Origin of the sequence: Sphingobium estronivorans (genome assembly GCF_008692605.1) — a bacterium.
GTDB lineage: Bacteria > Pseudomonadota > Alphaproteobacteria > Sphingomonadales > Sphingomonadaceae > Sphingobium > Sphingobium estronivorans.
The window spans coordinates 67,480-85,051 of the sequence record NZ_LFCT01000023.1 but is presented as its reverse complement, the minus strand read 5'-3'; the positions used below and the strand labels follow the sequence as shown (position 1 = coordinate 85,051).

Below are 17,572 nucleotides of genomic sequence, written 5' to 3'. Positions count from 1 at the left end.
AAAATGGGGCCGTCGCTGCGCAAATGGCGACGACCGTCGGGGAGAGTGACTATGTTCCAGCTGGACCTGATCGCGCCGATCGGCGATCTGCTCGGTCGGCAGGCGGCCAAGGCCGCGACCAAAATCGCCTATCAGGATGCGACGCGCGGCGTGACCTATGGCGACCTGCAACACCGGACCGGCAATCTGGCCGGACATCTCGCCGACAACGGCGTCGAGATGGGCGATTGCGTGGCAATCCTGCTGCCCAACTCGGTCAGCTGGGTTGAATCCTGTTTCGCCATCGTGCGCGCGGGGGGCATCGTCGTGCCGATCAGCGTCGAGGCCAGCCAGAGCGAAATCCTGTACCGGCTGACTGACGCGAAGTGCCGCGCCGTCATCACGACGGCGACGGTCGCCTCAACCGTCAGAGCGATCGCCGCAACCGCGAAGATCGACCTGCTCGTCGTTCCGACAGGCTCGACGGAAGCAGGCGACGCGTCCTTTGACAGCTGGAGCCAAAGCCCTGCACCCGCTCCCGCGCGCGACCCTGCAGACATCGACGCGACGACGTTCATCATCTACACCTCCGGCACCACCGGTCAGCCCAAGGGCGTGCAGTTGTCCCTGCGCAACATGCTGTGGGTCACTGCTGCCTGCTGGTCGCCGATCCTGGGGCTCAATGACCAGGACAAGCTGCTCTCGCCGCTGCCGCTCTATCATAGTTATGCGCTGAACCTGACCGTCATCTCCATCCTGGCAACGGGCGCGTCCATCCATCTGATGGAAAAATATTCGACCCGGGAAGCGGTAGACCTGCTTGCGAGCGGTGAATTCACCGTCTTTCCCGCCGTGCCGACGATTTTCCACTATCTGCTCGATACAGCGAAGAAGAACCCGGTCGCGCTGCCGGGCATCCGCGCTTGCGTGACGGCGGGGGCGATCATGGCCGGAACCGCCAATGCGGAGTTCGAGGCGATCTTCGGCGTGCCGCTCCTGGACGGATACGGCATCACCGAAACCGCGACGATGGTGACGATGAACAGCGCCTCGGGCGGACGGATCATGGGGTCGTGCGGCCTGCCCATTCACGGGCTGGCGGTGCGGGTCGTCGACCCCGTGAGCCTGAAGGACAGCGCGCCGGGCGAGGAAGGCGAACTGATCGTTCGCGGACCCAATGTCATGGCGGGCTATTTGAACAAGCCGGAGGAAACCGCCAAGGCCCTGCGAGACGGCTGGTATCATTCGGGCGACCTTGCCCGCGTGGACGCCAACGGCTTCCTGACGATCACAGGGCGGATCAAGGAGCTCATCATCCGGGGCGGCCAGAATATCGCGCCGGCCGAGATTGAGGAAGTCGTGCAGACGCTCGACATCGTACTGGACTGCGCCGTGGTCGGCCTGCCCCACGCGCATCTGGGTGAAGTGCCCGGCCTGTTCATCATCCCGCGAGACAAGGAATTCGACGAGGCAGTGGTTATCGACCATTGCCGGGCGCACCTGTCGTCCTACAAGGTGCCGCAGGTGATCCATATCGTTACGGAAATTCCCCGCACCGGATCGGGCAAGATCATTCGCTACAAGCTGAGAGAACTGGTTTCCTGACCGAAGCCGAACCGCCGCGGTGCGGGACCGAAAAATAACGCGCGATGCGCGACGGGAGAGGAATGACATATGCTGGGACGACTATCCCATACCGTCATCTGCGTTCGCGATCTGGATGTGTCGGTGGCCTTCTATGAAAAGCTTGGCCTGCACAAATTTTTCGAATTCACGCATGATGATCCGATCGCTGGTGCGGTCGTCGGAGTCGAAACGCGAAAGGTGCGGATGGCCTTCATGCGGCTGGGCGCCGACCCCCATGAACCGTTTCTGGACATTGTTCAGTTCGTTGATCCTCCGACGTTTGGCGAACCCTATCCGACGCTGAACAATGTCGGGATTTGCCGTGTCGCCTTCGCGGTCGACGATATCGATCCGGTTTATGAGCGGCTGAAGGCGATGGATGTCGAATTCGTGACACCGCTCCACCGGCTGACGACGCCAACTGGCGATCCGCTAGCCATGGTCTGCTTCAAGGATCCGGACGGAAGCTTCCTGGAGATCATTTCCGGACTCAAGGTCGAATAGTGCGGGATCAGCAGATCCGTACGCTGCATTCGGACGAAGCGGATATCCGCCGCCTGATAATCCTCTACGGCTTTCTGCTGGACGATCGCCGGTTCGATGAGTGGGCGGATCTGTTCACGCCGGATGCGACCTGCATGGGCCATGCGGGTCGCCAGGCCATCGTCGAGGCGATAGCGCACATGCAGACCTCCACCGGCAACAAGCATATCGCCTGTTCCAGCCTCATCAATCTATCAGGCGACAGGGCGCTGGCCTGGACTGATGGTTTTGGCCTGGTCGATGCAGGGCCAGGTGATGGCGATGCCCGAAACTACGCTTTCTTCCCGCTCCGCTACTATGACCAATTCGTGCGGGACAGGGATCGCTGGCGCTTTGCCCGGCGCGATGTACGCTTGGCCGGCCACCCCCCGCCCGAAGGGGCGGTGAAAGTGCCGGCGAGCTGACCGGCCGCGCTCTGCCCTATCTGATTGACGCGCGAAGTCCTGTGACGAAAATGGCCCGGCACCCCCCTTGCGTGCCGGGCCTGCTGCCGCATCGGCCGCCTCAGGCGATCGTCACGGCAGGCGACCGTCGCGTTACCACGGTCTGCGTATTGGTATATTCGGCAAGCCCCTCCAGCGAGTTTTCCACGCCTATGCCCGACTGTTTATGACCGCCGAAGGCCGCGTGCGGGGAGAAGGTGTGGATCTCGTTGATCCAGATCACGCCCGCCTCGATTCGCTCGCCGATGGAGCGGGCAAGATCAGCGTCCGCCGACCAGACCGACGCGGCCAGGCCCATGTCGGTGTCGTTGGCGCGGGCGACGACATCGTCGATATCGTTAAAGCGTAGCAGCGGCAGCACCGGACCGAACGCCTCTTCCTTAACGACGCGCGAGTCTTCGGGCGGGTTGTCGTAAATGGTGACCGGCACGAAATAGCCCTGCCCTTCGGGCACATCGCCGCCCAGCACGGCGTTGAGGCCGTTCGCCTTGGCGTCGGCCAGCAGGTCCTTCACCTTTTCGAACTGCATCTTGTTCTGGATCGGTCCCAGATCGGTGCCCTGCTGCAGGCCGTCGCCGACCTTCACCGTGCGCGCATAGGCAACCAGTTCGTCGCGCAGCGCATCATAGATGTCGTCATGGATGTAGAGCCGCTTGGCCGCGCAGCAGAATTGCGCACTGTTCTGAAACGCGGCCCAGAACAATTCCTTCGCCATCTGCTTGGGATCGACGTCGGGCAGGACGATAGCGGGATCGTTGCCGCCCAGTTCCAGCGTCACTCGCTTGAGGTTCGAGGCGGCGGACGCCATCACCTTCTTGCCCGTGGCGGTGGAGCCGGTGAAGGCGATCTTGGCGATACCGGAATGCTCGGTCATCCAGGCGCCAAGGTCATTGCCGCCCGATATGACGTTCAGCACGCCCACCGGCAGCACGTCGCGCAGCAGTTCGCCGAGCTTCAGCGTACAGAGCGGCGTGTAGGGCGAGGGCTTCAGCACCATCGTGTTACCCGCCACCAGCGCCGGCGCGATCTTCCAGATCGCCAGCAGGATCGGGAAGTTCCACGGCGTGATCGCACCGATGACACCCAGCGGCACATGCCGCATCTCGACCGTGCGCTCGTCATCCTTTTCGAGCACCGTCGTGGCAAGCGACTGGGTCGCGATGCCGCCGCACCAGGCGGCCGAACCACCGACTTCCCAATCGGCACCGGCCTTTGCCTTGCCCTGTTCCAGTGTCAGCAGGCGGGAAAATTCCTCCGCATGGGCGGTCAGCACGTCGCCGATCTTTGTCACCAGCGCCTGCCGTTCCTCGATCGGACGCGCGCTCCAAGCGGGAAAAGCGGCCTTGGCGGACGCCACCGCTTCGTCCAGTTGCGCTTTCGACGCGTCGGGCACGGTGGCGATGACGGCCTCGGTCGCGGGATTATAGGCTTCGAAGCTGGCCGAAGCGCCCACGGCCTTGCCATCGATCGTCATCGAATAATCGGAATAGAAATCGACAGACATCCTGCTGCTCCTATCAAATACGTCGCTTTTTCGGCCCCTGTTACGGCGCGCGCACGGGCAGTGCGCCTATCCTAAGGAGGGAACGGCCTTTGCACTGCGATTTCCTCGGCATGACGTTCCGTTGCGTGGGCAGATGCCGGGGCCGGGCGCCTTACGCGCCCCAGCGCGCAGCCGCCTCCGCCATGGACAGCAGCCCCGGCTCACTGATGGACGGCGGCGTGCCCAGAGTGCGGGGCGCGGGCGCGGGTTGCGCTATGCCGCCGCGCTGGACAAAGGTTTCCCGCGCACGGTTATGGGGATGCAGCGGCGCTTCCGCCATAGACAGAACCGGCGTCACGCAGGCATCGCTCTCCGCGAAAATATCCGCCCATTCGTCGCGCGTCCGGGTGGCGAAAACGGCTGCGAGTTCGGCCTCCATGGCGGGCCAACCGGAGCGGGCATTCTGGTCATAGCCACGATCCTCCAGTCCCAGTCCTCGCACCATCTGCGCGAAGAATTGCGGTTCCAGACAGGCCACGGCCACGTCCCGCCCATCCGCGCAGCGATAGCAGCGGTAAAAGGGTGCGGCGCCGTCCAGCAGGTTCGAAGCGGGCGCGTCCTGCCACAGGCCCTTGGGCGCCCAAGCGTAGAAGAGACTCAACAGCGAAGTAGCGCCATCGCTGATGCAGGCATCGACGATCTGCCCCATGCCCGTCCGCCGCGCCGAGAGGATCGCGCCCAGCACGCCCGCGATCAGGAACATCGCGCCCCCGCCATAGTCACCGACCAGATTGAGCGGCACCGGCGGCGGGGCATCCGGCGTGCCCATGGCGTGCAGCGCGCCCGTGATCGACAGATAGTTGAGGTCGTGCCCGGCGCGCAGGGCGAGCGGACCTGACTGGCCCCATCCGGTCATGCGGCCATAGACCAGCCGCGGATTGCGCGCCAGACATACGTCCGGCCCCACGCCCAGCCGCTCCATCACGCCGGGCCGGAACCCCTCGATCAGCGCGTCAGCCTGTTCGATCAGCTGGAGAAGGCTTTCAACATCACGCTCATCCTTAAGGTTCATGTGCACGACGTTACGGCTGCGGTGAAGAATGTCGCCGCCCACATCCTCCCATGCGCCCACACCAGCGCCGGCGGCACGCGCGACACGGATGATGTCCGCTCCCATGTCCGCCAAGATCATTGCCGCCAGCGGCACCGGACCGATCGCGTCAATCTCTATGATGCGGATGCCCGCCAGCGGTCCTTGGGCGCAGTGTATCACGGGCTATCCTCGCTTTATGGCAGATAGCGATGCTGCATGGGCGAGAGGGCGCGGACTAGAACCTGCTTTTCGATAGGCGCCCCTTCCCTCACACGAACAGGCCCATCCGCTTGGCCCGCAGTGCGGCCTGCGACCTGCGCCGGACGCCCAGCTTGTCGTAGACCTGTTGCAGATACCATTTGACCGTTCCCTCGGTCAGGCCCAGCCGTTCACCGATTTCCCGGTTGCGCAAACCGCCGGCGACCATCGTCAATATCTCCTTTTCCCTGTCCGCCATGCCGGACATCAGGCAAGAGTCGGATGCATCGTCATCATCATCCTCGGTTTCCAGGGCCGGTTCGCCATGGATGAACGACACAATGCGCGATGCGAAGACATCCGCCGGAGTTTCGATATCCGCCTTGCATCCATAGGTTTCGCTTAGGAGCGAGCAGATCACCTCTCCTTCGTCCAGGAAGATGCGGATCCAGCCACAGGGTTCGGCAAGCTCGATCGCGCCGCGAACCGCTCGCCGTGCCTTGAAACGGTCGCCCTGCTGAACCGCAATTTCCGCCAGCAGCAGATAGAATATGACCATGGAGCGTTTCGCGCCGTTGCGCTTCGCCAGTTCGAACCAGCGCGTCGCTACCTTCTGCGCGCGCGCCAGATGGTGACGCTGGATCTCTATCCTGATCCAAGCGATCGCTATCGCCTCGTTCTTCTTTGTCGGCGTCAGCGTGGGCACTGGTTCCTCATCCACCCGGATATCGCCGGCCAGCAGCGCCGCCTCGGCTGCGGCGACCTGCCCGGTCTTGACCAGCACCCGCACCTGTTCGGCAACGACCAGCGCCCGCAGCCTGTCGAGACCACATTCGATGGCAACGAGATGCGCTTCTTCCAGACCCGCCAGCGCTCCTGCCACATCGCTCCGTGCGCAGGCGAGGCGAGCCCGGACGATATATCCCGCCGCGACTTCGTCGACCAGGCCCCACTGGCGGATGACCGGCTGATACTGGTCGATCAGTTGAGCCGATCGGTCCAGGTCTCCCGCATCGTAGAGCAGTTCCGCCAACGGAAGCGCAGGGACTGCGGCAACGCTCGATCCGCGACCGACATGCTCCTCAGCGTAGGACAGCGCTTCTTCCAGGAATTGGCGCGCCACGGCCGTCTTGCCTTGTTCAACCAGCGTCGGCGCCACCGTGGCCTTGAGCGCAATCGAGGCAAATTCCGATCCCGGACGCGCCAGCGCGCGCTTCGTTTCAGCTTCAAGCTTCAATATGTCGTTGAAATGATAAAGTTCGCGCCGGGCCGACATGAGCTGGGCTACCAGCGTGCAGCTGAGATAGGGTTGATCATCGCCCAGTTCGAGCAGCAATTTCCCCGCATCGGCCTCGACCAGATGCAGATTGTCGCGCGCCGATTCCAGCACCAAGCGGCGATGCCGAACCAGATGCCCAAGCAGGACATTGTCGGGCTCGCGCTCGGCGATTTCAGCGGCCGCGTTGATGAAGCGCTCCGCCGTCGCATAGGCAAGCGAACGGGTACGCCGCCATGCCAGCGCGAGTAGCAACATCGGCCGCGTGCTCAGCACCGACCAGGGTAGGTCCGTCGCCAGTTCATCGATATAATAGAGATAGCCCGCATTGATCATCTTGTTCGCCAAGACATCGAGCCGGTCGGCGATGAATTCGCGGTCCCTGGTCAGCTGGGCATGCTGCAGCGCTAGGAAGCCTTCTCCGTTTTCCGCATAACAAAGACTGGCGCGTCGATGGAGCTCGGCCGCCAGTTCGGGCATGCGCTCCGCCATGAAATCCGCCGTCATCTTGCGAAACAGCGGATGATAAACATAGCTGTGCCGCTTGTCTTCTACATTGGTCAGAAACAGGCCGCCACGGTACACCATGTCTAGCGTCTCGCGCGCGCTTTCGTCCGCCATGACCGCCGCGCAAGTCGAAGGCGTGAGTTCCGTCAGCACCGAAGTTTCGAGCAGGAAGCGGCGGATTTGGTCGGGCAGGTCGGCGACGACCTCCTCCTGAAAATAGCTCGTCAGCTCCGCATGCAGGCTTTCCGAAGGCCGCTTCCAGTTCCCCCCGCGTGCCTTTTGCCAGAGATAATTTTCCCCGGCCATCACTAGCCCTGAAGCCCAGCCGTCCATTTCCTCGATGATCTTGTGCATCGCTTCCGCATCGATCGGAATGCCGGCGACGCGCGATACCAGCTCGGTCGCTTCATCAGGTTTGAAACGTAGATCGGCGGGGCCCACTTCCACCAGAAAGCCCAGCGCGCGGATACGGGAAATCGGGATAGCGATGGCCGCGCGCGAAATCAAAATGGTCGTGATGGCATCACGCGCGCCGGCGATAAGCGCGCTGAGAAAATCCCAGACATCGGGCGGCAGCAATTGCGCGTCATCGATGATGAGAATCAGCTTGTCGGTATATTGAACCGCGAGCCGTGCAAGCCAGATGTCGATATCGTCGCTCGCGTCAAACGCGGGCCAGTCCAGACCGGCTGCCCTGCCCGCTTCCTTCAGCGCAAGAAGGAAGGAGGGAAAATCGCGGATGCCTGCCCTCACCGCCAACCAAAGCGCAGGCCGGCCCTCGTTTCTCAGGCTTTCGAACCATTGGAGAGCCGCCGTGGTCTTGCCGCTGCCCGCGTGCCCGATGATCGTGGTGAGGCGAGACTCCGCGACTTTGCGGGTCAGTCCTTTCAAGGCGGTACGGGTTACCAGAACCGTCCTGGGCTGCGGGGCAACGATCGCCGTGGGCACCAGCGCCATTTTGACCTCTCCTATCTTTCGCCGGGTTTCCCGTATTTGAGCATCAATCAAGCACCTTCAACCGCTTTCTACTCCTATCTTTAGATATGATAAATACAGGTGAGGCTGTTCGGCAAGGGAAAGCTTTGCCTCGCCCGCAGCAAAATATGGGACGACGCGTGCAAGCCTATCCGCCGACAGGTCCGCTTTTTTAACATCCCGGCATCAAGGGAAGCTGACATTCAGGGAGAACCGCGATGACCATCTCATGCCGAAAGGCCGACAAGGAATGAGCCAGGATCTGTTCCGTCTAGACAATAAGGTCGCCTTGGTCACGGGCGGCGCTCAGGGGCTCGGCCGTATGATCGCCGAAGGGCTGCTGCGCGTCGGTGCCACCGTGGCCATCACCTCGCGCAAAGCCGACATTTGTGAAAAGGCGGCGGAGGAAATGACGGCACTGGGCCGCTGCGTGCCGCTACCCGCCGACCTGTCCACGCCGGAAGCCGCCGTCGAGCTGGCTGCGCGCTTCCGCGAAACGCTGGGCGCCTGCCATATCCTCGTCAACAATGCCGGCAAGACCTGGGGCGGCGCGATCGACAGCTTCCCCGACAAGGCATGGCCCAGCGTCATGAGCGTCAATGTGCAGACGCCCTTCACGCTGGTGCGCGAACTGCTGCCCGAACTCAGCGCAGCGGGCACCCCCGACGATCCGGCGCGGATCATCAATATTGGGTCAGTGGCGGGCGTGAAGACAGAGAAGCTGCAAGCCTATAGCTATGCGGCATCCAAGGCCGCGATCCACATGCTAACCCGCGATCTCGCCGGCGACCTAGCGGCACGCAACATCACGGTCAATGCCGTCATCCCCGGCTATTTCCCGACTAAGATGACTGCCCATATGCGTGAAGAGGACGCCGTCGATCCCACATTGCTGTCGCATATCCCGGTGAAGCGGCTCGGCAGGCCGGAAGACATCGCAGGCACCGTCATCTTCCTTTGCTCGCGCGGCGGAGGCTATGTGACGGGGACTCTGCTGCCGGTGGATGGTGGCCTGGTGGGTTGCGGATAAAGTAATCGCCCGACCCCGTCGGAAACTATCCCGTTCGGGCTGAGCCCTTCGACAGGCTCAGCCCGAATGGAGGCTGAGGGTCAGGGCAGGTTCTTCAAAGCGACCATCCGCCGCCGGCGACGATGGTCTGGCCGGTGATATAATCCGCCTCGGGCAGGCACAGCAGGTAGACCGCGCCTGCCGCTTCCTCCGGCGTGCCCGCGCGGCCCAGCGGGATGCCGCTTTCCATCGCGTCGAGAATCTCCTGGCTGACCCCAGCCTTGATCTCCTTGCCTTTCATGGTGATGGAGGATTTGCCCGCCTCGCCCGCCGTCATGCGCGTCATGATGACACCGAAGGCAACCGCGTTCACTGTCACATTATAACGGCCCCATTCCTTCATCAGCGTGTTGGTGACGCCCACGACGCCCATCTTGCCCGCCGCATAGGCGACCTGCCCCGCATTGCCGCCAAGACCGGCCACGGACGAGATGTTGACGACGGTACGGCGCTTCGCCCGGCCGGTGGCGGCGATTTCCGCCTTGGCTGCTTCCGCAATGACGGGCTGTGCGGCGCGCAGGATGCGGAAGGGCGCGTTCAGGTGGACGTCGATCATCGCCGCCCATTGTTCATCGCTCGTCTTCTGGATCACCGCATCCCAGGCATAGCCCGCATTGTTGATGATGATGTCGATCGTGCCGAAGGCGTCTATGGCCGCTTTGACGAATTTCTGCGCGAAATCGGGCGCGGTTACGTCACCGATACAGGCGACCGCGCGTCCACCCGCTGCCTCGATCTCGCCGACCGTCTCATCCGCGAACGTCGCGTCCAGATCATTCACCACGACGCTGGCGCCGGCGCCCGCCAATTTAAGCGCGATCGCCTTGCCGATCCCCCGACCCGAACCCGAAACCAGTGCGACCTTATTCTGTAGAACCTTCAACCAAACTTCTCCCTCGCCCGCTCTCGGGCCCCTATCAACTGAGCTTGCGCTCATCCAGCCCCAGCGACCGGCCGATGATCTCGCGCATGATTTCCGATGTGCCCGCGAAAATACGGCTGATCCGGGCATCGGCATACATGCGGCAAATGCGATATTCGTTCATATAGCCCGCGCCGCCGTGCAACTGGACACATTCGTCCATAACCCGGCCTTCCAGTTCGCTGGTCAGCAGCTTCGCCGCCGAGGCATCCTCGGCCTTCAGTTCGCCTGCGTTGAGCAGCAAGACGCACTGGTCGACATAGGTCTGCGCCATGTCCAGCTCGGCGCGGATCGTCGCCATCTTGAAGCGCGTATTCTGGAACGCTCCAATGGGTTTGCCGAAGGCACGGCGTTCCTTGACGAAGTCCAGCGTGATGTCGAACGCCGTCTGCGCTGTCGCCAGAAAGCCAATCGCCGCGACCAGCCTTTCCTGCGCAAGAAAGCGAGCGAGATAGCCGAAGCCCTGACCCGGATCACCCAGCACATTGGCCTTGGGCACCTTCACATCGTTGAAAAACAGCTCGGCGGTGTCCTGTGATTTCAGGCCCATCTTGTCGAGCTTGCGCCCACGCTCGAAACCTTCCATCCCCCGTTCGACGACGAACAGGCCCAGGCTGTGCTTCACATCGGGATCGGTGCGCGCGGCGACGACCACCAGATCCGACAATATGCCGTTGGAGATATAGGTCTTCGCCCCATTGAGCAGCCAGTGATCGCCCTTGTCTTCGGCCCGCGTGCGGATGCCCGCCAGGTCCGATCCGGTCGACGGCTCGGTCATCGCCACGGCCAGGATCTTCTCGCCGCTGACGATGCCGGGCATCCAGCGGTCCTTCTGCTCGTCGGTCCCGAGCTTGGCTATATAAGGCGCGACAAGATCATTATGCAGGTTGATGTAAAAGCCGATGTCGCCATGGCGCATATTTTCTTCGATGATGATCTGCTCGAAGCGGAAGTCATCGATGCCCGCGCCGCCATATTTCTCATCGGCCCAGGTGCAGATCAGCCCCTGCGCCCCGGCCTTCAGAAACAGTTCGCGGTCAACGATGCCCTCTTCGCGGAACCGATCGACATGCGGCGCCACTTCGGCCTGCATGAATTTGATGACGCTTTCCCGGAACTGCTCATGCTCCGCTTCAAAGATCAGCCTTTTCATGCCATTTCCCGCTCCTTGATCGGCGCAGCCTCTCCATAGAAGGGCTCGCGCCGCTGCGCCTTATTCCGCAGCCAGGCGGAAGGCAGAAAGCGGTCCCCGAACTTCATGGCCAGTTGGTCCGCCCGCGCCACGAAATTCTCGATGCCAACGGTGTCGATATAGCTGATCGTGCCGCCGGTCCAAAGCGGGAAGCCCCAGCCATAGACCGCGCCCAGATCCGCGTCCTGCGGCGTTTCGAGCACGCCTTCCTCCAGGCAGCGCGCGGTTTCCATCGCCTGAGCGTAGAGGAAACGCTGCTTCAGCTCGTCTTGATCGGGCTGTTGCGCCGCGACCGGGAAATGCTCGGCAAGGCCCTTCCAGATACGCTTCGACCCGCCTTGGGGATAATCATAGAAGCCGCCGCCGGCCTTCCGGCTGCCGCGCCCCATGCCGATCATCTTCCTCAACACCGGCAGGCCGCTCTCGATCGTGTAAGTGTTGCCTTCCGTGCCGGCCGCGTCGTCGACGATCTTGACCGGCAGTTCCATCGTCACCTCATCAAGCAGCGCCAGCGGCCCGGTTGGGAAGCCGGCAGCCTTCGCGGCATTTTCGATACGCGCCGGATCGATGCCCTCCTCCACCATCGCCACGCCTTCGAAGATGAACATGCGGAACACGCGGCTGGTGTAGAAGCCCCGGCTGTCGTTCACCACGATCGGCGTCTTGCGCAGTTGAGCAATGAAGTCCAGCGTGCGCGCCAGCGTCTCGTCCGAGGTCTGCTTGCCGCGGATCACCTCGACCAGGCCCATCCGGTCGACCGGCGAGAAGAAGTGGGTGCCGATATATTTGTCGGGCCGGCTCGATGCCTGCGCCAACTGGGAAATCGGCAGCGTCGACGTGTTCGATCCGAATATGGCGCTCGGCGGGATCACCGTCTCGGCCTTGCGGGTCGTGTCGGCCTTGATGCCGATATCCTCGAACACGGCCTCGACAATCATGTCGCAGCCGTCGAGCAGCGCATAATCGTCGGTCGGAGTGATCCGTCCCAGCACCTCGTCCGCCCTGGCCTGGGTCAGCTTGCCTTTTTCGACCAGCTTGCCCTGCACCTTGACCGAATAATCCTTGCCCTTCTGCGCGGTCGGTACGTCGCGGTCGAGCAGCACGACCTCAATCCCCGCACTGGCCGAAACATAGGCGATGCCCGCGCCCATCATGCCCGCGCCGAGCACGCCGACCTTCTTCACCTCGCTCTTTGCCACACCTGCGGGGCGGCGGGCGCCCTTTTCGGCGGCTTGCTTCGAAATGAAACTGGTGCGGATGATGTTGGTCGCGACCGGATCGCTCAGCAGCTTGGCGAAATACTTGCCCTCGACGGTCAGCGCCTTGTCGAACGGTAGCTGGAGTCCTTCGAATACGCAGGACAGGATGGCGAGCGGCGCAGGCGTGTTGTAGCCCTTCTTGGCGATGTTCGCCGCCGCGAGCGTATAGGCCAGCGCGTCCTCGGGCACGGTCATGCCCTTCTTCTGCGGCGGCACCCAGCCCTTGACGTCCCAGGGCTTGACCGGAGCAGGACCAGTCGCCAGCCAGGCGCGGGCATGATCGATCAGCGCGTCCCCCGGCGCGACTTCGTCCACGATCTTGAGCTTCAGCGCCTCTGCGGGCGCGACGGTGCGGCCCGACAGCAGCAGGTCGAGCGCGGTCTTCATGCCCGCGATGATGCCCAAGCGCACCGTGCCGCCCGATCCGGGCAGCAGCCCAACATTGACTTCAGGCAGGCCGACCACTGCCTTGGCATCGTCAACCAGGATACGGTAATGGCAAGCCAGCGCCAGTTCGAAACCGCCGCCCAGCGCGAGGCCGTTGATAGCCGCAACCCAGGGCTTGCCGGACATTTCCATCGCGCGGTGCATCTGCGTCGCCTTCTGCGAAAAGGCATAGGCTTCCTGCTTGCTATAACCGCGTACAAGCTGCTTCAGATCCGCACCCGCCATGAACGCCTTCTTCGCGCTGGTCAGGATCACGCCCTTGATGCTGTCGTCGGCGGCAATCGCGGCGGTCGCCTCCGCCATGTCGGCGATGAAGGCGTCGTTGACGATGTTCATCGACTCATCGGCATTGTCGAGGATGAGGGTAGCGAAGCCGTCGGCGGCCTTTTCGATCTTCATGTGTCGCATGTTCTTGGCTTTCCGCTTCGCGCTCAGACGCGCTCGATGATGCAGGCTGTGCCCAGGCCGTTGGCCGCGCACAGGGAAATGGCTCCGGTGTTGAGGTCACGCCGTTCCAGTTCGTCGAGGACGGTGCCCACCAGCATCGCGCCAGTCGCGCCTAACGGATGGCCCATGGCGATGGCGCCGCCATTCACGTTCATCCGGTCATGCGGCACATCCATCTCTTTCATGAAGCGCATGACGACGCTGGCGAAAGCCTCGTTCAGCTCCCAGAGGTCAATGTCGTCCTTGCTCATGCCCGCGGACCTCAGCGCCTTCTGGCAGACCGCCGTCGGGGCGGAGAGCATGATGGTCGGTTCCGATCCGATATTGGCATAGGCGCGCACGCGGCCACGCGGCTTCAAGCCCGCCTTCTCCCCGAACTCCTTCGATCCGATGAGGACGAGGCCCGCGCCATCAACGATGCCGGAGCTATTGCCGCCATGATGGACATAGTTCAGTTCCTCGATCTGCGGATAACGGTCCTTGACCACCGCCTCGAAGCCCGCCTTGCCGAACCCTTCGAAAGAGGGCTTGAGCTTCGCCAGATTGTCCAGCGTCGTGCCGGGGCGCATATGCTCGTCATGGTCGAGGATCACGTCGCCCAGTACATCCTTCACCGGCACGATCGCGCCCTTGAAGCGTCCCTCGGCCCAGGCCTGCGCCGCCCGGTTCTGGCTTTCGACCGCGAATGCGTCCACATCTTCGCGGCTGAAGCCGTCCAGCGTCGCGATCAGGTCCGCGCCGATGCCCTGCGGCGCATAATGGTTGGTGTAGGCGATCGTCGGGTCGGCGGTCCAGGCGCCGCTGTCATAACCCATGACGGTGCGGCTCATCGATTCAACGCCGCCGCCGATGCCCGCTTGGATCATGCCCGAATGGATCTGCGCCGAGATCAGGTTGACCGCGTCAAGGCCCGTGGCGCAGAAGCGGTGGATCTGCTGGCCGCCGACCGTTTGGGCATAGCCAGCCTGCAGCACCGCCGCGCGGGCAAGCACGCCCCCCTGTTCGCCGACCGGCTGGGCCATGCCGATGATCACATCGTCCAGCAGTGCAGTGTCGAGCGCATTGCGCTCCCGCACCGCCTGCAGCAGTTGCGTCGCCATCTGCACGGACGGAATTTCATGCAGCGCTCCGTCCGGGCGACCCTTGCCACGGGGGGTGCGTACATGATCGTAAATATAGGCTTCCATCGATCTATCCTGCTAAACGCTGGGCCTTGTTGAGCCAGGCCATACGCTCACATTGAATCGACCGACGCTCTCGCCACCTATCGAAGGGCGGGTCGAGAGCTGCTCGCGCAGCGGTTTCCCCTATTCGGTGTATAGAGCGCGAAGACGCGCGATCTTGAGCTGGTCGAGTCCCAGACGGTCCCGCAGATAGGCTTTCGCGCCGCCGGGATAGCCGTCGATGAGCTTGAACACCGCCTCGATCGATGGCCGTGCCGAACTGACCATCACCTTCGTCATGGCGGGGGGAAGCTTCCCCCAGGTCTGCGCAGCAGGGCCGACTTGAGCCATCTGAAAATAGCGATTCGTCAAAAGATAATCCTGGATCACGGTTTCGCGCGGAACGCCGAGCGCCGTCAGCACGAGGGCGGCGGCAATGCCCGTGCGGTCCCGCCCGGCAGAACAATGGAAGGCGAGCGGCACCTTCCCTGCCAGCAACTGGTCGAACAGCCGTCGATACTGACCATTGAACTGGTCGAGGATAACCGGATACATCTCTACCATCTTGGCCTGGACTTCGTCGGGCGTCATGTCCTGGAGGTTGGTCATGTGCCGGCCCAGAATGGCGAAATCATAATCATCGGCCAGGATTTGCGGCGCCTGACCCGTCGGCCAGTCTGTCGGTTCCGCCGCACGTTCCTGCGTCGACCGGAAATCGACCTCCGTCCGCAGGCCGAGCATTTTGAGGTAGCTGAAATCCGCCGGGGTCAGCGCATGCAAGGACCCCGAACGGAACAGCAGGCCCCAGCGAACATGGCGATGGTCTTCGGTCGGATAGCCGCCCAGGTCTCTGAAATTCTGCCCACCGTCCAGAGGCAGCGCCCGATCGTAGCTGTACTGCGCCGGCGGCTGAGGCAGCGCGGCAGGGGCTTCAGCGGCGGCGATCTCAAACGGCAGCGCCAAAACCAACAACAATCTGGAAAAGCACCCGGCTGCGGATCGGGAAAATTTCATCATCTGACCCTTACTCAAACTGCTGCTTTGTCGCCTGGCCGATTTCCGCGCTTTCGCCACTCGTGCGTCCATACCACGCAGCCCCATCGAAAGATGCCATGATATGGACTGAGAACTTATTCCAACCTATCGTGTGATAGTGGCCTCTCCCCCTGCTGTCATATTGGGAGTTTGACCGTCAGGGCAAGCCAAGCCTTTGGTCCATCCAACCGCTTTAAGGGGGGGGAATCGTGCAAACTCGGTCAAATCGTGAAGATTCTGACAGCGGAGCCCCCCTTGGTCCGCTGCGAGAGCGGACCTTCCGTAACATCTGGTCGGCCAGCATCTTCAGCAATCTAGGTCAGTTGATGTTCGGTGTTGCCGCAGCCTGGGAAATGACCCGGCTCAGCCATTCGCCCACGATGGTGGCTATGATCCAGACCGCAATGATGCTGCCCATAGTCGCAGTCACTCTCCCCGCTGGCGCGCTTGCCGATATGCTGGACCGCCGTAAGGTGGCAATGGCAGGGCTTGGCTTTTCGGCGCTGGCAGTCAGCGTTCTGGCCGCCATTGCCATTCTGGGCGCCACCACATCCTGGCTTCTCCTGGCTTTCTGCGCAATGGTTGGCATTGGTACGGCCCTCTTCTCGCCATCATGGCAAGCATCGATCCCGGAACAGGTTTCGCGGCCCAATCTCACTGCCGCCATTGCCCTGTCATCGATCAGCTATAATATTGCCCGCAGCTTTGGCCCGGCGCTGGGCGGCATTGTCATCGTTCTATCGGGAGCGAAGGCGGTCTTCGTGCTTACCGCAGGGTGCTATCTTCCCCTGCTTGCAGCCTTCTTCTGCTGGAAGCGAAACCAGATTCCTTCCCGCCTGCCACCGGAACGGATTGACCGCGCCATTCAATCGGGCATGCGATACGCCCTCCACTCTCCGGGCATCCGCGCTGTTCTCGTCTGCACGCTGCTGTTTGGCTTTGGGGCCAATGCTACAATATTGGCGATGGCCCCCCTCATCGTCAAAGACCTGCTTTCAGGAAACGCGATCACGCTTGGTGTCCTGCTAGGCTCGCAGGGAGCGGGCGCAATCGCGGGCGCGACAATGGTGAGCCGCATCCGCACGCGGTTTGAAACGGAGGCCGCGATTCGAATCGCGGCCGTGGTCGCCGGGTTATCGCTGATGGTGATTGGGTTCAGCCACTCGACAGCCCTTACTGTTGCGGCGTTCTTCATTTTCGGCATCGTGTATATCATCACGGCGGCTCTGCTGAATGTGAGCCTCCAACTCTCCGTGCCCAGATGGGTGGTCGCACGCACATTATCGCTGTTCACATGCGCGATGACTGCGGGCATCGCCGCCGGTGCCACAGTTTGGGGTATGATTGCGGCCGCGCATGGCGTGGGTATCGCCATCATCTTGTCAGGCGTCTTCTCAATCCTCACTTGCGGCGCCGGATACTTTCTAGCTCTCCCCGGCAACATGGAAGAAGTGCAGGCGCCAGCTAAGCTCACGCACGAACCCGACGTCGGGATGCCGCTGACCATGCGCTCGGGGCCAATTGTGATTGAGGCCGAATATGACGTCGATCCGGAACAGGCCCGCGCCTTTTATGAAATCATGATGAAGCTGCGACGCGCGCGGCAGCAAATCGGCGCCTTCAACTGGTCGGTCGCACGGGACATTGCCAATCCTGCCATATGGACCGAGCGTTATCAGTGCCCGACATGGGGGGACTATCTGCACATGCGCGATCGCTATTCCGGAGCGGAGATCGAGTTGCAGTTGCAGGCCAATGCCTTTCATCGCGGGGGAACGCGGAAAGCCACTCGGCGCCTGGAGCGCCCCTATGGCTCGGTACGCTGGAAGGCGGATTCGTTGGATTCAAAGCAAGAGCTGCTTCCGTATTTCAGTCCCACGGGTTCGGTTTAGCGCCTTCCCAGACACCAACATCG

The 17,572-nt window shown here is 62.4% G+C and carries 13 protein-coding genes; 5 read left to right on the top strand and 8 right to left on the bottom strand.

What is annotated here, in order from left to right; all coding sequences use genetic code 11:
• Positions 1-51 precede the first annotated feature (51 nt).
• The 3 genes from F7P65_RS16255 to F7P65_RS16245 all read left to right on the top strand — a co-directional run bounded on the left by F7P65_RS16255 (position 52) and on the right by F7P65_RS16245 (position 2,552).
• Positions 52-1,584, top strand: coding sequence for a class I adenylate-forming enzyme family protein (locus F7P65_RS16255; protein ID WP_150293479.1), 1,533 nt, complete (start codon positions 52-54; stop codon positions 1,582-1,584).
• Positions 1,585-1,653: 69 nt separating this feature from the next.
• Positions 1,654-2,109, top strand: a complete 456-nt coding sequence (locus F7P65_RS16250) for a VOC family protein (protein WP_150293477.1) — start codon at positions 1,654-1,656, stop codon at positions 2,107-2,109.
• A complete protein-coding gene (locus tag F7P65_RS16245) occupies positions 2,109-2,552 on the top strand; it encodes a nuclear transport factor 2 family protein (RefSeq protein WP_162854671.1) in 444 nt (147 codons plus the stop codon). Before F7P65_RS16250 ends, F7P65_RS16245 begins: the two co-directional genes overlap by 1 nt.
• Positions 2,553-2,652: 100 nt before the next feature.
• On the opposite strand, the gene F7P65_RS16240 is transcribed toward F7P65_RS16245, so the two are convergent.
• The 3 genes from F7P65_RS16240 to F7P65_RS22510 form a co-directional block, all read right to left on the bottom strand.
• Positions 2,653-4,095 carry an aldehyde dehydrogenase family protein gene (locus F7P65_RS16240; protein ID WP_150293473.1) on the bottom strand — a complete coding sequence of 481 codons (1,443 nt, stop codon included), beginning with the start codon at positions 4,093-4,095 and terminating at the stop codon, positions 2,653-2,655.
• A 151-nt stretch (positions 4,096-4,246) separates the two neighbouring features.
• Positions 4,247-5,347, bottom strand: a complete 1,101-nt coding sequence (locus F7P65_RS16235) for a CaiB/BaiF CoA transferase family protein (protein ID WP_476749604.1) — start codon at positions 5,345-5,347, stop codon at positions 4,247-4,249.
• An 88-nt stretch (positions 5,348-5,435) separates the two neighbouring features.
• A complete protein-coding gene (locus F7P65_RS22510) occupies positions 5,436-8,105 on the bottom strand; it encodes a winged helix-turn-helix domain-containing protein (RefSeq protein WP_150293471.1) in 2,670 nt (889 codons plus the stop codon).
• 268 nt (positions 8,106-8,373) lie between these two features.
• Here F7P65_RS22510 and F7P65_RS16225 point away from each other — a divergent pair, with 268 nt between their 5' ends.
• Positions 8,374-9,153: an SDR family oxidoreductase gene (locus F7P65_RS16225; protein WP_150293469.1), complete on the top strand. Its 780-nt coding sequence runs from the start codon at positions 8,374-8,376 to the stop codon at positions 9,151-9,153.
• Between the two features lie 94 nt (positions 9,154-9,247).
• On the opposite strand, the gene F7P65_RS16220 is transcribed toward F7P65_RS16225, so the two are convergent.
• The 5 genes from F7P65_RS16220 to F7P65_RS16200 all read right to left on the bottom strand — a co-directional run bounded on the left by F7P65_RS16220 (position 9,248) and on the right by F7P65_RS16200 (position 15,639).
• Positions 9,248-10,075 carry an SDR family NAD(P)-dependent oxidoreductase gene (locus F7P65_RS16220; RefSeq protein ID WP_150293467.1) on the bottom strand — a complete coding sequence of 276 codons (828 nt, stop codon included), beginning with the start codon at positions 10,073-10,075 and terminating at the stop codon, positions 9,248-9,250.
• A gap of 34 nt (positions 10,076-10,109) precedes the next feature.
• The gene (locus F7P65_RS16215; protein WP_150293465.1) at positions 10,110-11,267 is read right to left on the bottom strand and encodes an acyl-CoA dehydrogenase family protein; all 1,158 of its coding nucleotides are present in this window, start codon (positions 11,265-11,267) and stop codon (positions 10,110-10,112) included.
• On the bottom strand, positions 11,264-13,420 hold the full coding sequence (locus F7P65_RS16210) for a 3-hydroxyacyl-CoA dehydrogenase NAD-binding domain-containing protein (protein WP_205452125.1): 2,157 nt from the start codon (positions 13,418-13,420) through the stop codon (positions 11,264-11,266). Before F7P65_RS16210 ends, F7P65_RS16215 begins: the two co-directional genes overlap by 4 nt.
• Before the next feature lie 23 nt (positions 13,421-13,443).
• Positions 13,444-14,646 (bottom strand): acetyl-CoA C-acetyltransferase, encoded by a 1,203-nt coding sequence (locus tag F7P65_RS16205; protein WP_150293461.1) that lies wholly within the window; start codon positions 14,644-14,646, stop codon positions 13,444-13,446.
• 120 nt (positions 14,647-14,766) lie between these two features.
• Positions 14,767-15,639, bottom strand: a complete 873-nt coding sequence (locus tag F7P65_RS16200; protein WP_162854670.1) for a tyrosine-protein phosphatase — start codon at positions 15,637-15,639, stop codon at positions 14,767-14,769.
• Positions 15,640-15,866: 227 nt separating this feature from the next.
• Here F7P65_RS16200 and F7P65_RS16195 point away from each other — a divergent pair, with 227 nt between their 5' ends.
• A complete protein-coding gene (locus tag F7P65_RS16195) occupies positions 15,867-17,549 on the top strand; it encodes an MFS transporter (protein WP_150293457.1) in 1,683 nt (560 codons plus the stop codon).
• Positions 17,550-17,572 lie beyond the last annotated feature (23 nt).

Excerpts from the sequence above, each read along its gene's own strand:
- F7P65_RS16255 (WP_150293479.1), top strand. The coding sequence starts at position 52 with ATGTTCCAGCTGGACCTGATCGCGCCGATCGGCGATCTGCTCGGTCGG.
- F7P65_RS16250 (WP_150293477.1), top strand. The coding sequence starts at position 1,654 with ATGCTGGGACGACTATCCCATACCGTCATCTGCGTTCGCGATCTGGAT.
- F7P65_RS16240 (WP_150293473.1), bottom strand. The coding sequence starts at position 4,095 with ATGTCTGTCGATTTCTATTCCGATTATTCGATGACGATCGATGGCAAG.
- F7P65_RS22510 (WP_150293471.1), bottom strand. The coding sequence starts at position 8,105 with ATGGCGCTGGTGCCCACGGCGATCGTTGCCCCGCAGCCCAGGACGGTT.
- F7P65_RS16225 (WP_150293469.1), top strand. The coding sequence starts at position 8,374 with ATGAGCCAGGATCTGTTCCGTCTAGACAATAAGGTCGCCTTGGTCACG.
- F7P65_RS16215 (WP_150293465.1), bottom strand. The coding sequence starts at position 11,267 with ATGAAAAGGCTGATCTTTGAAGCGGAGCATGAGCAGTTCCGGGAAAGC.
- F7P65_RS16210 (WP_205452125.1), bottom strand. The coding sequence starts at position 13,420 with ATGCGACACATGAAGATCGAAAAGGCCGCCGACGGCTTCGCTACCCTC.
- F7P65_RS16205 (WP_150293461.1), bottom strand. The coding sequence starts at position 14,646 with ATGGAAGCCTATATTTACGATCATGTACGCACCCCCCGTGGCAAGGGT.
- F7P65_RS16200 (WP_162854670.1), bottom strand. The coding sequence starts at position 15,639 with ATGATGAAATTTTCCCGATCCGCAGCCGGGTGCTTTTCCAGATTGTTG.